Source organism: Trebonia sp. (genome assembly GCF_030042015.1).
GTDB lineage: Bacteria > Actinomycetota > Actinomycetes > Streptosporangiales > Streptosporangiaceae > Trebonia.
In genome coordinates this window covers 18,473-36,723 of the sequence record NZ_JASIAL010000436.1, presented here as the reverse complement: position 1 = coordinate 36,723, position 18,251 = coordinate 18,473, and the positions used below count along the sequence as shown (strand labels likewise).

The 18,251-nt window shown below is 71.2% G+C and carries 16 protein-coding genes; 13 read left to right on the top strand and 3 right to left on the bottom strand.

The genetic code is table 11. The features are described from left to right. Positions 1-27: 27 nt before the first annotated feature. Positions 28-1,344 carry a hypothetical protein gene (locus Q1N79_RS23475; RefSeq protein WP_300612472.1) on the bottom strand — a complete coding sequence of 439 codons (1,317 nt, stop codon included), beginning with the start codon at positions 1,342-1,344 and terminating at the stop codon, positions 28-30. Between the two features lie 243 nt (positions 1,345-1,587). On the opposite strand from Q1N79_RS23475, the gene Q1N79_RS23470 reads away from it, so the two are divergent. Beyond that, on the top strand, positions 1,588-4,065 hold the full coding sequence (locus Q1N79_RS23470) for a valine--tRNA ligase (RefSeq protein WP_300612470.1): 2,478 nt from the start codon (positions 1,588-1,590) through the stop codon (positions 4,063-4,065). A gap of 37 nt (positions 4,066-4,102) precedes the next feature. On the opposite strand, the gene Q1N79_RS23465 is transcribed toward Q1N79_RS23470, so the two are convergent. Beyond that, positions 4,103-4,690 carry a hypothetical protein gene (locus Q1N79_RS23465; protein WP_300612468.1) on the bottom strand — a complete coding sequence of 196 codons (588 nt, stop codon included), beginning with the start codon at positions 4,688-4,690 and terminating at the stop codon, positions 4,103-4,105. 408 nt (positions 4,691-5,098) lie between these two features. Between Q1N79_RS23465 and Q1N79_RS23460 the strand changes: the two genes are divergently transcribed. The 12 genes from Q1N79_RS23460 (at position 5,099) to Q1N79_RS23405 (ending at position 17,129) form a co-directional block, all read left to right on the top strand. Then, a complete protein-coding gene (locus tag Q1N79_RS23460; protein ID WP_300612466.1) occupies positions 5,099-7,714 on the top strand; it encodes a LuxR C-terminal-related transcriptional regulator in 2,616 nt (871 codons plus the stop codon). A 323-nt stretch (positions 7,715-8,037) separates the two neighbouring features. Then, positions 8,038-9,444, top strand: coding sequence for a hypothetical protein (locus Q1N79_RS23455; protein ID WP_300612464.1), 1,407 nt, complete (start codon positions 8,038-8,040; stop codon positions 9,442-9,444). A 24-nt stretch (positions 9,445-9,468) separates the two neighbouring features. Continuing rightward, positions 9,469-10,137 (top strand): GAP family protein, encoded by a 669-nt coding sequence (locus tag Q1N79_RS23450; protein ID WP_300612462.1) that lies wholly within the window; start codon positions 9,469-9,471, stop codon positions 10,135-10,137. Between the two features lie 88 nt (positions 10,138-10,225). Next, positions 10,226-10,450 (top strand): DUF6458 family protein, encoded by a 225-nt coding sequence (locus tag Q1N79_RS23445; RefSeq protein ID WP_300612460.1) that lies wholly within the window; start codon positions 10,226-10,228, stop codon positions 10,448-10,450. 203 nt (positions 10,451-10,653) lie between these two features. After that, complete coding sequence (locus Q1N79_RS23440) at positions 10,654-11,388, top strand: metalloregulator ArsR/SmtB family transcription factor (protein ID WP_300612539.1); 735 nt, start codon at positions 10,654-10,656, stop codon at positions 11,386-11,388. 4 nt (positions 11,389-11,392) lie between these two features. Continuing rightward, positions 11,393-12,805, top strand: a complete 1,413-nt coding sequence (gene sufB / locus Q1N79_RS23435; protein ID WP_300612458.1) for a Fe-S cluster assembly protein SufB — start codon at positions 11,393-11,395, stop codon at positions 12,803-12,805. Continuing rightward, positions 12,805-13,947, top strand: coding sequence for a Fe-S cluster assembly protein SufD (sufD, locus tag Q1N79_RS23430; protein WP_300612456.1), 1,143 nt, complete (start codon positions 12,805-12,807; stop codon positions 13,945-13,947). The genes sufB and sufD overlap by 1 nt, the downstream gene beginning before the upstream one ends. After that, positions 13,944-14,270 (top strand): non-heme iron oxygenase ferredoxin subunit, encoded by a 327-nt coding sequence (locus Q1N79_RS23425; protein WP_300612454.1) that lies wholly within the window; start codon positions 13,944-13,946, stop codon positions 14,268-14,270. The genes sufD and Q1N79_RS23425 overlap by 4 nt, the downstream gene beginning before the upstream one ends. After that, positions 14,271-15,044: a Fe-S cluster assembly ATPase SufC gene (gene sufC / locus Q1N79_RS23420; protein ID WP_300612452.1), complete on the top strand. Its 774-nt coding sequence runs from the start codon at positions 14,271-14,273 to the stop codon at positions 15,042-15,044. Next, positions 15,041-16,276: a SufS family cysteine desulfurase gene (locus tag Q1N79_RS23415; RefSeq protein ID WP_300612450.1), complete on the top strand. Its 1,236-nt coding sequence runs from the start codon at positions 15,041-15,043 to the stop codon at positions 16,274-16,276. Before sufC ends, Q1N79_RS23415 begins: the two co-directional genes overlap by 4 nt. Positions 16,277-16,321: 45 nt before the next feature. Then, the gene (sufU, locus tag Q1N79_RS23410) at positions 16,322-16,801 is read left to right on the top strand and encodes a Fe-S cluster assembly sulfur transfer protein SufU (protein ID WP_300612448.1); all 480 of its coding nucleotides are present in this window, start codon (positions 16,322-16,324) and stop codon (positions 16,799-16,801) included. Further along, positions 16,794-17,129: a metal-sulfur cluster assembly factor gene (locus Q1N79_RS23405; protein WP_300612446.1), complete on the top strand. Its 336-nt coding sequence runs from the start codon at positions 16,794-16,796 to the stop codon at positions 17,127-17,129. The genes sufU and Q1N79_RS23405 overlap by 8 nt, the downstream gene beginning before the upstream one ends. A gap of 39 nt (positions 17,130-17,168) precedes the next feature. On the opposite strand, the gene Q1N79_RS23400 is transcribed toward Q1N79_RS23405, so the two are convergent. Continuing rightward, the gene (locus tag Q1N79_RS23400) at positions 17,169-18,206 is read right to left on the bottom strand and encodes an enhanced serine sensitivity protein SseB C-terminal domain-containing protein (RefSeq protein WP_300612444.1); all 1,038 of its coding nucleotides are present in this window, start codon (positions 18,204-18,206) and stop codon (positions 17,169-17,171) included. Positions 18,207-18,251: the final 45 nt, after the last annotated feature.

Genomic DNA, 18,251 nt, shown 5'->3' with positions numbered 1-18,251 from the left:
GGCGGGCTCGTTGGTCACGCACGCAGTCTACGGCGTTGGGTGCTTGCTCAGGTGCTTGCTCAGGTGCTTGCGGTCGCGCAGGTGCTTGCGGTGCGCGGGCCAGTCGGGACCGTCCGGCCACGACGCGACCGAGCAGGGGGCCGAGGCGTGCGGGTTGCGGGCGGCCGCCATGACCCGTTCGAGCCTGGTCGCCCCGGGAAGCTCGACGCGGGCGGACTTCAGCTGCGCGCGGCACGGCCGGTCGCCGCCCGCGGTGATCTCCAGCCAGGACAGCTGCTGGGTGCGCAGGTACACAGGCGGCATGCCGCGCATGGTGTCGATCGCCTCCACGACCGAGGTGCACGAGCCGGCGTTGGCGTAGAAGCCGGCGCCGTGCGCGCGCAGCTCAGGATGGTGCGTATGCCCGGACACGAAGCCGGCGTAGCCGTCGGCGATGAGGTCGTCGGCCCGCAGCCTGGCCGCGGTGTTCTGCCCGTAGCCGCGCTCGGCCAGCGCCAGCGCGCTGATCGACGTCCATGCCCGCCGGGACATGATCGCCAGGATCAGCGCGATGATCACGATGTCGATCGCCGCGCCGTACCCGAGGATCTCGACGTCGTGCACCACCGTGGCGGTGTCGGGGAACCTGCTGCCCACCCGCCCCAGTTCTGGCAGCACCAGGGCGAACGTGACGATCGGCAGCAGGACCAGCCACCACAGGTGGCGGACCAGCTTGCGGTAGACGAGCCGGGACGCCACGAACGAGGGGAAGTCGCCCGGGTCGGCCATCTCGTGCGCGCCGGTCAGCCAGTCCCGGCCAAGCCACTCGATCTTCGGGATGACCTCGCGGACGATGTGGTGGCCAAGCGGGGTGTCCAGCGGGTTGCGCGGGTCGTGGAAGCAGTTGTACGGGTCGAGCTGGTGACCGTGCTCGACCCGGATCCGCTCGCCGCCCGGCAGCCGCAGGTCGGCCGCGAGGCAGAGCTTCGCGCCGGTGAGGTCGCGCACCGCGTCGGCGGCCTTCAGGTCCCAGGCCAGGTCCCCGTCGTGGTTGCCGACCGTGTAGATGACCTGCCCGCCGCGCCCGGTGACCCCGGCGAGCGCCTGGCACAGGTCGTCGTGCGCCTGCAGGATGTCGCCCGCCGTGGTGCCGGGGAACGCGAGCATCTCGACGATGTCCCCGGCGAGCACGACCGTGACCGGGGCGGTCTGCTCGGCGAGCCTGCTCGCGAGCACCTCGCAGCACCGGCCGGACACGGCGGTGCGCTCCGGCGGGAGGTGCAGGTCGCTGATGGCTATCACCGCGCCGCCCGGCGGGACGGGAACGTCGAGCAGTTCGGTGACATCAGGCCGTGGCGAAGCCATGAAACTCCAGTCCTTCCCCCGACTTGGCTCCATCATGCACCAGAGCGGGCACCGGGAGCGGTAGAGCGAGGCGCACACAGCGTAGCGCCATCCACGACGAGAGACACCAATGGCCCGTATACGCAGGGCAAACTTTCGCGTGCGCGGCGGCAGGCAGCGGCGGCGGGCGGGCGAGGAGCCCCGCTTCGTTCCGCTGAAAAATGCTTTTCGCCCTTGGCGAGCGCGGCGCTACCCTCAGCGGGCATGGAGGCCAGCGAGTACGACCACCAGGCGGTGGAAGCCGCCGCGCGCGCGCTGTGGGAAGAGCGCGACGTGTACCGGTACGACCGGTCGGGTGCGGGCCAGGTCTTCAGCGTCGACACGCCGCCCCCGTACGTGAGCGCGGCGCACCTGCACGTCGGGCACGCGATGAGCTACTCGCAGCCGGACTTCATCGTGCGCTACCGGCGGATGCGCGGCGAGCGCGTGTTCTACCCCATCGGCTTCGACGACAACGGGCTGCCTACCGAGCGGTATGTCGAGCAGGCGTACGGGGTGCGGGCCGCCGACCTGCCGCGGGCCGAGTTCGTGCGGCTGTGCCTGGAACAGACGCAGCGCACCGCCGTGCGGTACGAGGAGCTGTGGCGGCGGCTCGGCCTGTCGGTCGACTGGTCGCTGCGCTATTCGACCATCGACGAGCGCTGCCAGCGGACCGCGCAGACGAGCTTCATCGCGCTGTTTCAGGCCGGGCACCTGCGCCGGGCCAGCGACCCGATCCTGTGGTGCCCGGAGGACCGGACCGCGCTCGCCCAGGCGGACGTGGAGGACCTGGAGCGGACGGGCCGGCTGTACCGGATCGCGTTCCCGGGTGCCGCCCGTGGTCAGGAACTGAGCATCGCCACCACCAGGCCGGAGCTGCTGCCCGCCTGCGTGGCGCTGTACTGTCACCCGGCCGACCCGCGCTACGCCCCGATCGCGGGCACGCGGGCGACGGTCCCCCTGTTCGGCCACGAAGTGCCGGTGCTGACCGACGAGTCGGTGGACCCGGAGTTCGGCACCGGGTTGATGATCGTGTGCACGTTCGGCGACAGCGAGGACGCGGTCAAGTGGCGGCGGGACGGGCTGCCGCTGCGGATGGTGGTGACCGCGGACGGCCGGCTCGGCGAGCTGGCCGGCCCGTTCGCGGGGCTGCCGCTGGCCCAGGCGCGTCAGGCGATCGTGACGGCGCTCGAAGCCGCGGGGTTCCTGGCTGGCGCGGATCCGGTCCGGCAGGTGGTCGGGGTGCACGAGCGGTGCCAGACGCCGGTGGAGTTCCAGATCCGGCCGCAGTGGTTCATCGCGGTGCGGTCGCACGCCGACCGCTTCCGCGCCAGGGCGGCCGAGATCGAGTGGATTCCCCCGTCCATGCGGCGGCGCCTCGAGGACTGGATCGACGGGCTGAAATGGGACTGGAACATCACCAGGCAGCGGTACTACGGCGTGCCGTTTCCCGTGTGGTTCTGCGCCGCGTGCGCGACCCCGGTGCTGGCGCGGGCCGCCGACCTGCCGGTGGACCCGCTTGCCGACGACCCGCCGGTGGCGGCCTGCCCGTCGTGCGGCTCCTCGTCCCTGGCGGGCGACCCCGACGTGATGGACACCTGGATGACGTCGTCGCTGACGCCCCAGATCAACGACGGATGGGCGATGCCGGGGGCCGGCACCGACCCCGCGCTCGCGCCGATGTCGATGCGGGTGCAGGCCTTCGAGATCATCAGGACCTGGCTGTTCTATTCGGTCGTGCAGTCGGAGCTGCTGTTCGGGCGGCTCCCGTGGCGGACGGCGCTGATCTCCGGGTGGGGGCTGAACGAGCAGGGCCGCAAGATCTCCAAGCGCGACCTGGAGCGGCACACCGGGGCGGACGGGTTCAACAGGTACGTCCCCGACGACGTGCTCGCGAAGTACGGCGCGGACGCGCTGCGGCTGTGGGCGACCAAGGGGCGGATCGGATCGGACCTGCGCTACAACGAGAAGGACGTGCGGGCCGGGCGCAAGTTCGCCGTCAAGCTGTGGAACGTCGGGCGGTTCGCCTCGCTGCACCTTGGCGGGTCGCCGCCGCCCGGTCCGTACGTGGCCGCGGCCGGCCGGGACGTGGTGGACCGCTGGCTGCTGTCGCACCTCGCGGAGACTGTCGATTTGTCGACCGACGCCTTCGACGCGCACGACTACATGCAGGCGCACCAGGCGGCGTCGCGGATGTTCTGGTCGGTGTACTGCGACAGGTACCTGGAGATGATCAAGGACCGGCTGGCCGCGGACCGCGGCGACGACAGCGGCCGGGCGAGCGCCCTGTGGACGCTGTGGGAGTCGTTCCGGGTGCTGCTCGGGCTGTTCGCGCCGTTCGCGCCGTTCGTCACCGAGCACCTGTACCAGCGGTTCTACGCGGCGCGTGAGGATGCCGGGTCGCTGCACCTGTCGCGCTGGCCGGCCGCCGACCCAGCGTGGCGGTCGGAGTCGGACCGGCGGACCGTGGACCAGCTCACCGTGCTGCTCGACGCCACCCGCGCGCTGCGCGCCGAGCTGCGGCTTGGCAGCACGGCGCGGCTGCGCTCGGTGACCGTGCAGGCCCACACCCCGGCGGCCGGGGCACTCCTCGACGTGATCGCCGAGCCCCTGCGGCTGGCCGCCCGCGCGGACGCCGTCGTGCGCGGGCAAGCCGGGCGCGCAAGCGGCGTGGACGGCATCACGCTCGCCATCGACCGCTAAGGGGCCTTGGGGCCGGTTGGGACTGGCCGTCCGAGGGTCAGCGCTGGCCGGCGTACCGGGTCCGGGGAGACAGCAGCGCCCAGACGATGACCACGTCGATGGCGATCACCACCACCGACCAGACGGGGGAGTAGGGGATGTACAGGAAGTTGAGCACGGCGCTGATGCAGGCGAGGACGATGCCGACGATCCGTGCCCAGAGCTTGTCCATGAACAGGAACACGCCGGCCACGAACACGGCCGCGCCCACGATGAGGTGGATCCATCCCCAGCCGGTGATGGAGACGTTGTACACGTAGTGCGGCAGCGTGACGAAGAACGAGCCCCTGATGATGGCGGCGAGTCCTTCGAGGAAGTTCCACAGGCCGGACACCATCATCAGCACCGCCGCCGTGATCGAGAAGCCGAGCACCGCGCCGGCCGGCCTCGGCTCGGCGTAGCCGGCGTCGTCGAAGCTCTGCGCCGGGCGGGGCACGTACTGGCTGGTCTCCTGCCGCGTGGCCGGTACGGTCTGCGTGGCCTCCGCTGCCTGCGGCGGCTGGGCTGTCTGCGGCCTGCCCGCGGGAGTCTGCGGGCCGGCCTGTGTCCCGGCGTCGCGAGCCGGCTGGTCGTCTGTGTGGCTCATCGAACTGCCTCCCTTCAGACGTGGCGCCACGGCAAAGCCGGCGCCACTGGGTCGCGAACGTACCGACCGCCGGTCGCGCGGGTCTTCACCCCACCTGGGTGATTTGACGGGGAAGCGAGTCTTTTGACTGAATATCAAATATTCGAAATAACTTACGATCAGCTATGATGATCGCGCCGGCGCGGCGGCCGAGGGCCCCGGTGACCGATCGCTGGATTACCCCTATCGAGGTAGGGGTAGGTTCTTGCGACGGGGGAGAGTTAAGTGACGCAACTTTCGCAAGTCGCTCAAATCTCCGGTGAGGCGAAGCATGGCCATGGGCATGGGCATGAGTCATGCCTGCTTGACGACAAGCTGCGGGTGCCCCGGCTTGGTGCCGACATAGTCCCACGCAGTCGCCTGACCGGGTTGATCGAGCGGGCAGCAACGCATCCAGTCACCGCGATCACCGCCCCGGCCGGTGCCGGGAAGACGGTCGCCTGCGCCACCTGGGCAACCGCCGTCGCACGGTCACGACGTGTCGCGTGGCTCAACCTTGACGAGGGTGACAGGGAACCGGGCAGGTTCTGGGCCTATATGAGCGCCGCGCTCGCGATCGGCGGCTCCGAGCTCACGCCCGCGCTGGTCCCGCGCAGCCGCAGTTCCGCCGACGACCTGCCCATCACCCTGATGGACACCATGCGCGGGCTGGCCGCGCCCGTCGCGCTCGTCCTCGACGACGTGCACGTCCTGGCGGACAGCTGCATCCTGGCGGGGCTCGGGTTCCTCATCCATCACGCGCCGCCCGCGCTGCGCATCATCTTGTGCGGCCGCCGCGTCCCCGGGCTGCACCTCGCCCGGATGCGGGTGGCCGGCGACCTCGCCGAGGTGGGCACCGCCGACCTGGCGTGCACGCCGGCCGACGCGGACGCCTACTTCGCCAAGCTCGGCCTCGCCGCCGAGACGGCCGAGCGCGACGACCTGCTCAGGAATACCGAGGGCTGGATGGCTGGCCTGCGGCTGGCGGCGCTGCGCGCGAACAGGGACGGAACCGTCAACATCAGCGGCATCAGCGGCGACGCTCTCCTCGAGGATTACATGCGCGACGAGGTCCTGGACCGGCAGCCCGCGCACATCCAGCTGTTCCTGCGGCGCACGAGCGTCGCCGAGCGCCTCACCGGGGAATACGCCGACTGGCTGACCCGCGAGTCCGGCGGCGCCGGGGTCCTTGACCAGCTTGACAGGGAGAACAGCTTCGTCGCGCGCGACGACCACGGGCAGTACCGGTATCACCCGTGCCTGCGCGAGGTCCTGCTGGCCGAACTTCGGCGGACGCCTGAGGAGGTGCCGGTGCTGTTCGGCCGGGCCGCGCGCTGGCACGCCTCCCGCGGCGACGTGGTCCAGGCCATGCGGTGCGCCGCCGAGGCGGCGGACTGGGACCAGGCCTCGCAGGCGCTGGCCGAGGCCGGGATCGTCGGAGTGGTGCCTGGGCAGATGGCGGACCTGGAGGAGGCGCTGCGGCTGTTTCCCGCCGAGCGGCGCTCCGGCGACCCTGTCGTGGCCGCTACCCTGGCCGCGGCGCGGCTGTGCCGCCGGGACCCGGAATCGGCCGCTGCCTACTGGACCTACGCCCAGCAAGGGCTCGCCCGCTGCCCGGCGCCCATCCGGCCCCTTGTCGAGCTATGGCTGGCGGCGCTGCGGGTGATGCAAACAGCCGAGGCCGTGGGTGCGGGCGCGACCGCCCTGGATGGGAGCGCGCTCGCCGACGGGTGGGCGCTGGCCGAGAAGGCACAGGCCCGGGCCGGCACGCTGTCGGCCCATCGCGCCCTCGGCATGCTCTGGCTGGCGCTCGGCACCGCGATGCTGTGCAGGTGGCGGATCGCGGACGCGCGCCGGGCGCTCGGGCATGCAGGCCACCAGCTGGCGGCCGCCGGGCTCACCGGGCCACTGGACCGTGCCCGCGGCTGGCAGGCGGTCGCGGAGTCGCTCTACGGCGACCTCGGAGCCGCCGAGGAGATACTGACCCGGCTTCGCGACAGCGACACGGCCGACCCCGCGGGCCGGCACCTGGCGATCCTCACCGCCGCGCAGCTTGCCGTCGAGCGGGACGAGCTGCGGTCGGCAGGGGAGCTGCTCGATTCACTCGACGCCGCGGCCTTCGATTGGCTGCCGGGGGAGCCGGACATGGACGTGCTGCGGATGCTGGTCCGGGCACGTGTCGCGCTGGCCGGCGGGGACACCGCCGGCGCCCGCGGCATCGTGCTGCTGCTGCACGACAAGTGCGGCCCGCAGCTGGCACCGCTTGACGCGTTCGGCGCCGACATCGCGCTCCAGGCCGGCGACGTCCCTGTCGCGGTCGCGGCGCTCGGCCCGGCCCCCGGCGCGGCGGACACGGCGGACACGGCGGCGGGCAGCCTGGCAGCCGGCGCGGACGACAGTGCCGGGCGGTACCCGCGAACCGCCGAGCAGATCGTGGCGGCGGCACGGCTGCTGCTGGCGCAAGGCGAGCCAGCGGCCGCGCTGGAGATGGCCAACCGGTGCCTGGACGGCTCAGCCGTGCCGGACGGGACGCTGCGGAACCGGATCACCGCGCTGCTGACGGCCACCATCGCCAACCGCCGGCTCAGTGCCCACGGCGAGGCCGCGGCGCTGCTCGAACAGGCGCTGATGATCGCCGAGCCGCACGACTCCTACCGGCCGTTCCTCGACTTCGGCGGCGCCATCCACTCGGCGATAGCGATCATGGTGCCGCCGGCCAGCCCGGCCGCCGCGTTCGCGGCCCGCGTGCAGGAGCGCTTCGTGTGCCAGCTGCCGCCCAAGGCGGCGGGCAGCGGGTCCGCGAACGACGCGGCACCGCCGCTGACCGCCAGTGAGATGGCGGTGCTGCGGCTGCTGCACTCGCACCTGACCAACCAGGAGATCGCGGACGCGCTGTTCCTGTCGGTGAACACGATCAAGACCCACCTGCGGTCCACTTACCACAAGCTCGGGGTGACATCCAGGCGGGACGCCGTCGCCCGCGGCCGCCGCCTGCAGCTGCTGTGAGGCCGTCGGCGTCTGGCGGCGGGGCCCCCAGCGCCACGAGCGGGCAAGCCCTAAGGCCAGCATCCCCGCGGTCGCGGCCGCCGCGCCGGCGCCGTACGACTGCTGCGCGGCGCATCGCGAACATCGGTGTTCCTCCCGTTCATGAGTGGGTTACACGAAACTGCGTGCCACTCGGGCGCGTCGCTACGCCACCCCCGCCGGGTGACTGTCGCGCGCCGGCCAGCCCAGGCTGACCGTGTTCACCTCTGGCGGGTGATAAGAGCCGCCAAGAAGCGGGGCACCATGTTCCTCCGACGGTAGTGACTCGGCGGCAGGAGCGAGCGTTGTCCGAGGGCAGCGACGGGCCCGGCACGGCAGCGGGCTCCGAGAGCAAGAGCACGGCAGGCCCCCAGGGCGCGGTGAGCTCGCAGGACGAGCACGCCGAACTCGAGCGGCTGCGGGCCGAGGTCCGCCATCTGCGCGATGAGCGCGCCAGCGGCCCCGCCGCGCCGGCGCGGCGGGGCCGCTGGCGCGCTCCGGTGTCGGCCGTGCTCATCGTGCTTGGCTGCGTGCTCGCTCCCGTCGCGGTCCTTGGCGTCTGGGCCGCCAACCAGGTGTCCAACACCGACCGGTACGTGGCGAACATGGCACCGCTGATCTCCGAGCCGCCGATTCAGCAGGCGGTGAGCGCCAAGATCACGGACCAGATCACCCGCCAGCTCGACGTGCAGGCGCTGACCGCCCAGGCGGCGGACCAGCTGCAAAGCAGCCACCTGACCCGGCTCGCGGACCTGCTGAAGAACTTCGATGGGCAGATCGCGAGCGGCGTCAACAGCGCCGTGGGCGCGGCCGTCGCGCGGGTAGTGGCGAGTCCCGCGATAGCGGCGACGTGGGTGCAAGTCAACCGGATCGCGCACGCCGGGCTGGTCCGGGTCCTGTCCGGCCAGGGGGGCGGGGCGGTCAGCGTGGTCAACGGGGAGGTCGTGCTCCAGCTCGGCCCGCTCATCACCGAGGTGAAGCACCAGCTCAGCGCGCGCGGGCTCACCGTCGTCGACAAGCTCCCGACGGTCAACTCCACGTTCCCGCTGTTCGCCGCGCCCAACCTGGCCAAGGCGCAGCAGGGCTACCGGCTGATCGTCACGCTGCGGTGGGTGCTGCCCTTCCTCGCGCTCGCGCTGCTCGCCCTTGGCGTGTACGCGGCCCGCCGGCACAGGCGGGCGCTGATCGGCGCGGCCCTCGGCCTGTCCGCGTCGATGCTCGTGCTCGGCATCGCGCTGACGATCGCCCGCAGCATCTACCTGAACAGCGTCCCCCCGTCGGTGCTGCCGCCGGCCGCGGCCGCGGCCGCCTACGACACCCTCATCCGCTTCGTCAGGGAAGGCTTGCGGGTGCTCCTGGTGGTCGGCCTGGTCGTCGCGGCCGGGGCCTTCCTGACCGGGCCATCCGTCACCGCGGTGCGGACCAGGGCCGGGGCGCGGGCCGGCATCGACTGGCTGCGCGCCCGCGGCGAGCGGGCGGGCGTGCGGACCGGGCCGGTCGGCGACTGGACCGGCGCGCACAAGACCCTGCTGCGCGCCGCGGCGGTCGCCGTAGCCGCGCTGGTCTTCGTCTTCTGGGGCCACCCGACGGTGGCCGTCGTCATCTGGCTCGTGGTGGTGCTGCTCGTGGTGCTCGGCCTCATCGAGCTGATCGGCGGGCGGTCCAGGCCGGGGCCGGCCGGGACCGCCCCGCACGCGGCGCCGCAGCGATGAACCGCGCGCCGGGGGGCGACGGCAGTGATCGGTGAGGCGGCGGGTTTCGCCGTCCTCGCGGCCGTCTCCCCGACGGCGCTGATCGTGATGGCCGTGTTCCTCGGCTCGGCCAACCCCCGGCTGACCGCGTTCTCCTACGTGATCGGCGCCTTCGCCATGACCGTGGTGATGGCGCTCGTGGTGCTTTTCGTGCTGCGCGCCACCGGCCTGAACCTGCCCCGCGGACACGACCCGCGCTACGGGCTGCGCCTGGGCCTGGGCATCCTCGCGGTCGGCGCCGCGGTCTTCGTCACCCGGCGCAAACGGCCCGCTCCCGACCCGGCTGAGCCGCGGCGGCAAGGGCTGATGGCCCGGCTGATCTCCATGCCGAGCGCGCGGACGGCGTTCGCGGCCGGCGTGCTGATCTTCGCGCCGTCGGCGACGTTCGTCGCCGCCGTCCAGGTACCCGCCACCGCACGGGCGGACATCCCGATCACGGCGCTGACCCTGGTGATCATCATCTTGATCACGTGCATGGTCGTCTGGATTCCCCTGCTGGCCTACCTGGCCGCTCCGCAGGCCACGGAGCGGCAGCTGAAAAGGATCAGCGACTGGCTGCGCGCGCACGGCAAGGCGGTCGCGGTCTACGCGCTTGGCCTGTGCGGCGTGGTGCTCATCGTCAACGGCTGCCTCGGGCTGGCCGGCGTGGTGTAGCCGGCGGATTCGCCCCGTCAGGGTGAGGCGGGCGAGGCCGCCGCGGGAGTCAATAGTCCGCAGGGGTTCTCGAGGGAGGTAGGCGACCGTGAGCGTTGGCGTCAGTGCCCTGCTCGTCATCGTCGGCGCGATCCTGCGTTTCGCCGTCAGCTGGTCGGGCAGTTATGTCGACTTGAAGGTCGTGGGCGTGATCTTCATGATCGGCGGGGCCGTAGGGCTCGTCGCGAGCATCGTGGTCGCGCTCATGCGGCGCCGCAACCAGCGGGCAGCGGAGGTCTACGAGGAACGCCACTACATCGAGCCACCGCCCTGAGCGCGGTGAGCGGCCCCCTGAGCACCCTGAGCGCCCTGAGCGCGTCGGCTGAGGGTGATTTACGTCACGTCGATGTTGAGAAAAACTTGCGGCGGCCTCCCCATTTACGGCACAATGATGTTGTGAAAAAGACCGGTGCGCCCGAGGCGGCCGGCGCCGCCGCGCGCGGCGCCGGGAATCAGGCGTCCGGCGCGAGCGCTGTACTGCGCGGCAGCACGGCGCACGGCAGCACGCTCACCGAGCGCGGCACCCGCGGCCAGGTCGCGCGGCTGATCCTCGAGCTCGGCCCGTCGACCGCCGCGACACTGGGCGGACGGCTTGGGCTCACCCCGGCGGCCATCCGGCGGCACCTGGACAACCTCATCAGCGACGGCATGATCGAAACGCGCATCGCTCGCACGTACGGCAACCGCGGCCGGGGACGGCCGGCGAAGCTGTTCGTCATCACCGACGCAGGGCGCAGCGCGTTCGAGCACGCCTACGACGACCTGGCGACGAGCGCGCTGCGGTTCGTCGCCGAAACGATGGGCCAGCAGGCCGTCGCGGCGTTCGCCAGGCGGCAGGTGTCCGAACTCGAGCGGCGTTACGCCTCGGTCGTCACGGGCGACCTGCCCACACGCGTGCAGGCCCTGGCCGGGGCGCTGTCCGCCGACGGGTACGCCGCGTCGGCCGGCCCGGCGCCGGCGATCGGCGCGATGAACGTCGCTGGCGAGCAGATCTGCCAGCACCACTGCCCGGTCGCGCACGTCGCGGCCGAGTTCCCGCAGCTGTGCGAGGCGGAGACGGAGGCGTTCGGCCGGCTGCTCGGCACCCCGGTGCAGCGGCTGGCGACGATCGCGCACGGCGACGGGATCTGCACGACCCACGTGACATGCGCCAGCCCCCGTGGCGGGGGCATGGCAACGGATAACGACACGAGCGAGTCCGGAGGGCTCTGACAACATGACGACCACCACGAATGACCAGCTCGACGGGCTGGGCACGTACAAGTTCGGCTGGGCCGACCCCGACATCGCGGGCGCGTCCGCGCGTCGCGGACTGTCCGAAGAGGTGGTGCGCGACATCTCGGCCCGCAAGAACGAGCCGCAGTGGATGCTCGACCTGCGGCTGAAGGGCCTGAAGTACTTCGACCGCAAGCCACTGCCCGCCTGGGGCGCGGACCTGTCCGGCATCGACTTCGCCAACATCAAGTATTTCGTCCGCTCGACCGAGAAGCAGGCGGCGAGCTGGGACGAGCTTCCGGCGGATATCAAAAACACCTATGATAAACTCGGAATTCCGGAAGCGGAAAAGCAGCGCCTAATCGCCGGAATCGCCGCGCAATATGAGTCCGAGGTCGTCTACCACAAGATCCGCGAGGACCTTGAGGCCAAGGGCGTCATCTTCCTGGACACCGACACCGCCCTCAAAGAGCAGCCGGACCTGTTCAGGGAATACTACGGCAGCGTGATCCCGCCAGGCGACAACAAGTTCGCCGCGCTGAACACCGCGGTGTGGTCCGGCGGGTCCTTCATCTACGTGCCGAAGGGCGTGCACGTGGAGATCCCGCTGCAGGCCTACTTCCGGATCAACACAGAGAACATGGGCCAGTTCGAGCGGACGCTGATCATCGTCGACGAGGGCGCGTACGTGCACTACGTCGAGGGCTGCACCGCGCCGATCTACAAGTCCGACTCCCTGCACAGCGCCGTCGTCGAGATCATCGTCAAGAAGGACGCCCGCTGCCGGTACACCACGATCCAGAACTGGTCCACCAACGTCTACAACCTGGTCACCAAGCGCGCGGTCGCGCAGCAGGGCGCCACGATGGAGTGGATCGACGGCAACATCGGCTCCAAGGTGACGATGAAGTACCCGGCGGTCTACCTGATGGGCGAGCACGCCAAGGGCGAGACGCTGTCGGTGGCGTTCGCCGGCGCGGGCCAGCACCAGGACGCGGGAGCGAAGATGGTGCACTGCGCGCCGAACACCAGCTCCACGATCGTCTCCAAGTCCGTCGCCAGGGCGGGCGGCCGCACGTCCTACCGGGGCCTGGTCAACGTGCAGGAGGGCGCGGCGCACTCCAAGTCGACCGTGAAGTGCGACGCGCTGCTCGTGGACACGATCAGCCGCTCTGACACCTACCCCTACAACGACATCCGCGAGGACGACGTCGAGATGGGGCACGAGGCCACCGTCTCCAAGATCTCGGAAGACCAGCTCTTCTACCTGATGAGCCGCGGCCTGACCGAGGACGAGGCGATGGCGATGATCGTGCGCGGCTTCGTCGAGCCGATCGCCCGCGAGCTGCCGATGGAGTACGCCCTCGAGCTCAACCGGCTGATCGAGCTGCAGATGGAAGGGGCGGTCGGCTGATGTCAGCGCTTGGCGGGGCGGTCGAGACCGCCCCGGTGTCCAGCCTGCACGCGCTCGGTTCGCGGGACCCCGCGGACTTCGCCGTGCCCACGGGCCGCGAGGAGGAGTGGCGGTTCACCCCGCTGCGCCGGCTGCGCGGCCTGCACACCGACGCGCCGCTGCTGTCAGGCACGAAGGTGGCCGTCGACGCCGCCCCTGAAATCGACTATTCCGAACGGTCCCGGCTTGCTGCCGACAGCACCTTCCTCCCCACGGACCGGGTGAGCGCCCGCGCGTTCGCGGCTGCCGAGCTGATAACGACGGTCACCGTGCCCAAGGAGGCAACCGCCTCCCGGCCGACGTACATCCGGGTGACCGGCGCCGGCGCCGGCGCCGCGAGCGCGGGCCACACGGTCATCGACGTGCAGCCGTTCGGCCGCGCCGTGGTGGTCATCGACCAGCAGGGCAGCGCGACCTACGCCGACAACGTGGAGATCAACGTCGCCGACGGCGGCGACCTGATGGTCGTGTCGCTCGCCGACTGGGCCGACGACACGGTGCAGGTCAGCCACCACCACGCGACGCTCGGCCGGGACGCGCGGCTGAGGCACTTCGCGGTGACGCTGGGCGGCTCGCTGGTCCGGCTGTCCCCGACGGTCCGCTACGTGGGCCCGGGCGGCGACGCGCAGCTGTACGGCATCTGCTTCGCTGACGCGTCTGCAAAAACGGGCGGGCAGCACCTGGAGCACCGGCTGTTCGTCGACCACGACACCCCGAACTGCCGCAGCCGCGTCCGGTACAAGGGCGCGCTGCGCGGCGAAGGCGCGCACACCGTGTGGATCGGCGACGTGCTGATCCGCCCGCAGGCCACCGGCACCGACTCCTATGAGTACAACAGGAACCTGGTGCTCACCGACGGGGCGCACGCCGACTCCGTGCCGAACCTGGAGATCCTCACCGGCGAGGTCGTCGGCGCCGGGCACGCCAGCGCCAACGGGCGGCTGGACGACGAGCACCTGTTCTACCTGATGGCCCGCGGCATCCCGCTGGACGAGGCCAGGCGCCTGGTGATCCGCGGCTTCTTCGGCGAGCTGGTCGCCCTGATCGGCGTGCCCGAGCTTGAGGAGCGCATCGCGGCGAAAATCGAGGCGGAGCTGGCATGACCGAGCTTGTGAGGGCCTGCGCGCTGTCCGACCTCGCCGACGGCGAGCCTCTGTCCGTCGAGCTGGCCGGGCTGCCCGAGCCGGTCGCGATCGTGCGCACCAGGGGCGAGGTGTTCGCGATCCAGGACGTGTGCTCGCACGCCGAGGTGCCGCTGTCTGAGGGCGAGGTCGACGGCTGCACGATCGAGTGCTGGCTGCACGGGTCCCGTTTCGACCTGCGCAGCGGCAAGCCGACCGGCATGCCCGCGACCGAGCCGGTTCCCGTCTACCCAGTGACAATCGAGGGCGACGACGTCCTCATCGCCATAGATCAGGAGTCATAGGTGTCCACCCTCACCATCAAGGACCTGCGCGTGTCCGTCGCGGAAGCCGACGGAACCCTCCGCGAGATCCTGCGCGGCGTCAACCTCACCGTCAGGGACGGGGAGACGCACGCCATCATGGGACCGAACGGCTCAGGCAAGTCCACCTTGGCGTACGCGATCGCCGGGCATCCGAAATACATCGTCACGCAGGGCGGTGTCACCCTCGACGGCGAGGACGTGCTGGCGATGACCGTGGACGCCCGCGCCCGGGCCGGGCTGTTCCTCGCGATGCAGTACCCGATCGAGGTGCCGGGCGTGTCGGTGTCGAACTTCCTGCGCACCGCGGTGACCGCCGTCCGCGGCGAGGCGCCGAAGCTGCGCGACTTCATGAAGGAGATGCGCGGCGCGATGGGCGACCTCGCCATCGACGCGAAGTTCGCCGAACGAAGCGTCAACGAGGGGTTCTCCGGCGGTGAGAAGAAGCGGCACGAGATCCTGCAGCTTGAGCTGCTCGACCCGAAGATCGCGGTGCTCGACGAGACCGACTCCGGCCTCGACGTGGACGCGCTGAAGGTCGTCGCCGAGGGCATCAACAGGTTCCGCGCCAGGCCGGGCCACGGGGTGCTGCTGATCACCCACTACAACCGGATCCTTGAGTACGTGCGGCCGGACTTCGTGCACGTGTTCGTCGCCGGCCGGGTCGTCGAGGAGGGCGGCCCCGAGCTGGCCGAGATCCTGGAGAAGGAAGGCTACGAGCGATTCACCCCGGCGGCGGAGGCGACGGTGTCATGACCGTGACCGGGCCCCTTGACGTCGCCGCGATCCGCGCGGACTTCCCGATCCTGTCCCGGACGGTTCGCAACGGCAAGCCGCTTGTCTACCTGGACTCGGGCGCGACGTCGCAGAAGCCGGCCGCGGTGCTGACTGCCGAGCGGGAGTACTACGAGCGGCACAACGCGGCCGCGCACCGCGGCACGCACCTGCTCGGCGAAGAGGCGACCGAGATCTACGAGGGCGCGCGGGGATGCGTGGCCGCGTTCGTCGGCGCGGCGTCGCCGGACGAGATCGTGTTCACCAAGAACGCGACCGAGGCGATCAACCTGGTCGCGTTCGGGCTGACCGGTTCGCTCGGGCCGGGCGACGAGATCCTGATCACCGAGATCGAGCACCACGCCAACCTGGTGCCCTGGCAGCGGCTGGCTCTTCGCACCGGCGCCACGCTGCGCTGGTTCAGGGCGCTGCCCGACGGCCGGCTCGACGTGGACCCGTCGCTTGTCACCGGCCGGACGAAGATCGTCGCGGTGACCGGGCAGTCGAACGTCACCGGGGTGATCCCGCCGGTCGCCGAGATCGCCCGGCTGGCGCACGAGGCCGGCGCGCTCGTGCTCGTCGACGGCGCGCAGTCCGTGCCGCACCACCCGGTGGACGTGACCGCGCTCGGCGCCGACTTCCTCGCCTTCTCCGGGCACAAGATGCTCGGGCCGCTTGGCCTCGGCGTCCTGTGGGGTCGCTCCGACAGGCTCGACGCGTTGCCGCCGTTCCTTACCGGCGGGTCGATGATCGAGGTCGTCCGGATGGAGGAGACGACGTTCCTGCCCCCGCCCGCGCGGTTCGAACCGGGCGTGCCGCCGGTGGCGCAGGCGGCCGGCCTCGCCGCGGCGATCGATTACCTGACCGCGCTCGGCATGGACAACGTGGCCGCGCACGAGGAGTCGCTGACCGCGCACGCGCTCGACGCGCTGCAGGCGATCCCCGGCGTGCGGATCATCGGCCCGGACACGACGAAGGACCGCGGCGGAGCCGTCGCCTTCGGCGTGGCTGGCGTGCACCCGCACGACGTCGGGCAGGTGCTCGACGAGCTTGGCGTCGCGGTGCGGACCGGGCATCACTGCGCCTGGCCGCTGCACCGTGCGCTGGGCTGCCAGGCGTCGACCCGGGCCAGCTTCTACATCTACAACACGCACGACGAGATCGAGGCCCTCGCGGACGCGGTGCGCTACGCCAAGCAGTTCTTCGGGGTCTGATGCTCAGGAACACCCGTTGTCCCCGCTGCGTTGCAAGGAAGCACCATGCAGCTTGAGTCGATGTACCAGGAGATCATCCTGGACCACTACAGGAACCCGCACCACAGGGGCCTGCGGGAGCCGTACGATGCCCAGGTGTACCACGTCAACCCGACGTGCGGCGACGAGGTGACGTTGCGGGTCACGCTCAAGGATGTCGGCGGCGACCAGGTGGTCGAGGACGTTTCTTATGACTCCCTTGGCTGCTCGATCAGCCAGGCAAGCGCCTCGGTGATGACCGACCTCGTGATCGGCAAGCCGGTCAGCGAGGCGATGAAGATCAGCGACGCCTTCCTGTCGCTGATGCAGTCCAAGGGCCAGGCGTCAGTGTCCGAGCCTGATGAGGACATTCTCGAGGACGCGGTGGCCTTCGCCGGCGTCTCCAAGTACCCGGCCCGCATCAAGTGCGCGCTGCTTGGCTGGATGGCGTGGAAGGACGCGACCGCGCGGGCGCTCGCCGACAGCAACGGAGGGCAGCATGACTGAGAACGCGGACGAGGGCCTGTCCCAGGAAGTCGAAGACGTCCTGGAGGCCCTGCGCGACGTCGTCGACCCGGAACTGGGCATCAACGTGGTCGACCTCGGCCTCGTCTACGGCATCGAGGTCGACGCCGACAAGATCGCCACCCTCGACATGACCCTGACCAGCGCCGCGTGCCCGCTCACCGACGTGATCGAGGACCAGGCGCGCGAGGCCCTGGACGGCGTGGTCTCCGACTTCCGGATCAACTGGGTCTGGATGCCGCCGTGGGGCCCGGAGAACATCACCGAAGACGGCCGCGAACAGCTTCGCGCCCTCGGCTTCAACATCTGAGCCCCGTGCCTGCAAGGCCAGCGGGAGGGGCCGCCCCTGCTAATCGCGGGTGTAGAAGGGGGCGGTGTTCTTCGCTACCCAGTCGTCTACCAGGTCCGGCTCGAATTCGCCGGGGAACGTGACGTCGATCGGGAACGGGGCCTGCAGCGGCACCGCGGCGACGGCGCGCTCGATCGTGCCGACGACCGCCTCGTGGGCAGGTTCGCTGGCCGGGTCATCGAGGGCGACCGAAATGATCAGGCCCTCGCCCTGGCCGGGCACCGACAGCCAGGCACGCGACGCGTACCGCACCGACGGCAGGGCGTGCAGGCCGGTGCTGACCTCACGCAGCAGCGCCTCGGGCTCGGCCGGGGGATGCCCGACCCGCACAGGGACGCCGCCGGCCGCGTCGCCGGCTGCCGGGGTGTGGACGGCGGCGAGCTCGGTGACGCCCTCGGGATAGATGGGCACGCTCGCCTCGGCGCCCGGGTTGAGCGCGAGACCGAGCCCGGCGGGCAGGTGCCGGGCGAGCGCGGCGGCCGGCACGACGATGTGCGGCACCACGCGGGAGTCCCCCGCCCGCTGCCAGGGGCGCTCGACGTCGGCGAACTGGTACTCGCCGGGCGGGTACCTGCCGCCGCCAGAAGCGTCCGCGGCCGCTCCCGGCGCCGCGTCCTGGGCCGCCTCCGCCGCCGGCGAGCCGGCCCAGCCGGCCAGGCGCTGAATCGAGGTGAAGCACGGCACGAACTCGGCGCCCAGGTAGGTCACCGTCGGCAGCGCGACCGCGGAGCCGTCGGTGACCGGCCGCCGGCCGGCCGGCAGCGGGACCCAGAGCCGGGCGCGGGCGAGCTCGTGGAGCAGGTCGTCCATCCGTTCGGGGTCCTTGATGACGGCGGCGAGGACCTGCTCGACCACCTCGCAGGAGGAGTACGCTCCGTCAGGCGCGTCCCTGGCGCCGCCCCAGGCGACAGCGCCAGGCCGCACAAGCGTGCCGCCATGCGCCATGGCCTGAGCAGGAAGAACGTCGGCAGGAGGGGGGAGGGGCTGCGCGGGCACGACGCCGCCCCCTAGACCGTCGGCGGGATCGATCGGGAGCATGGGTCTTCCTCGGTGGGCTCGTGGACGTGGACGTTGGATGTGGAC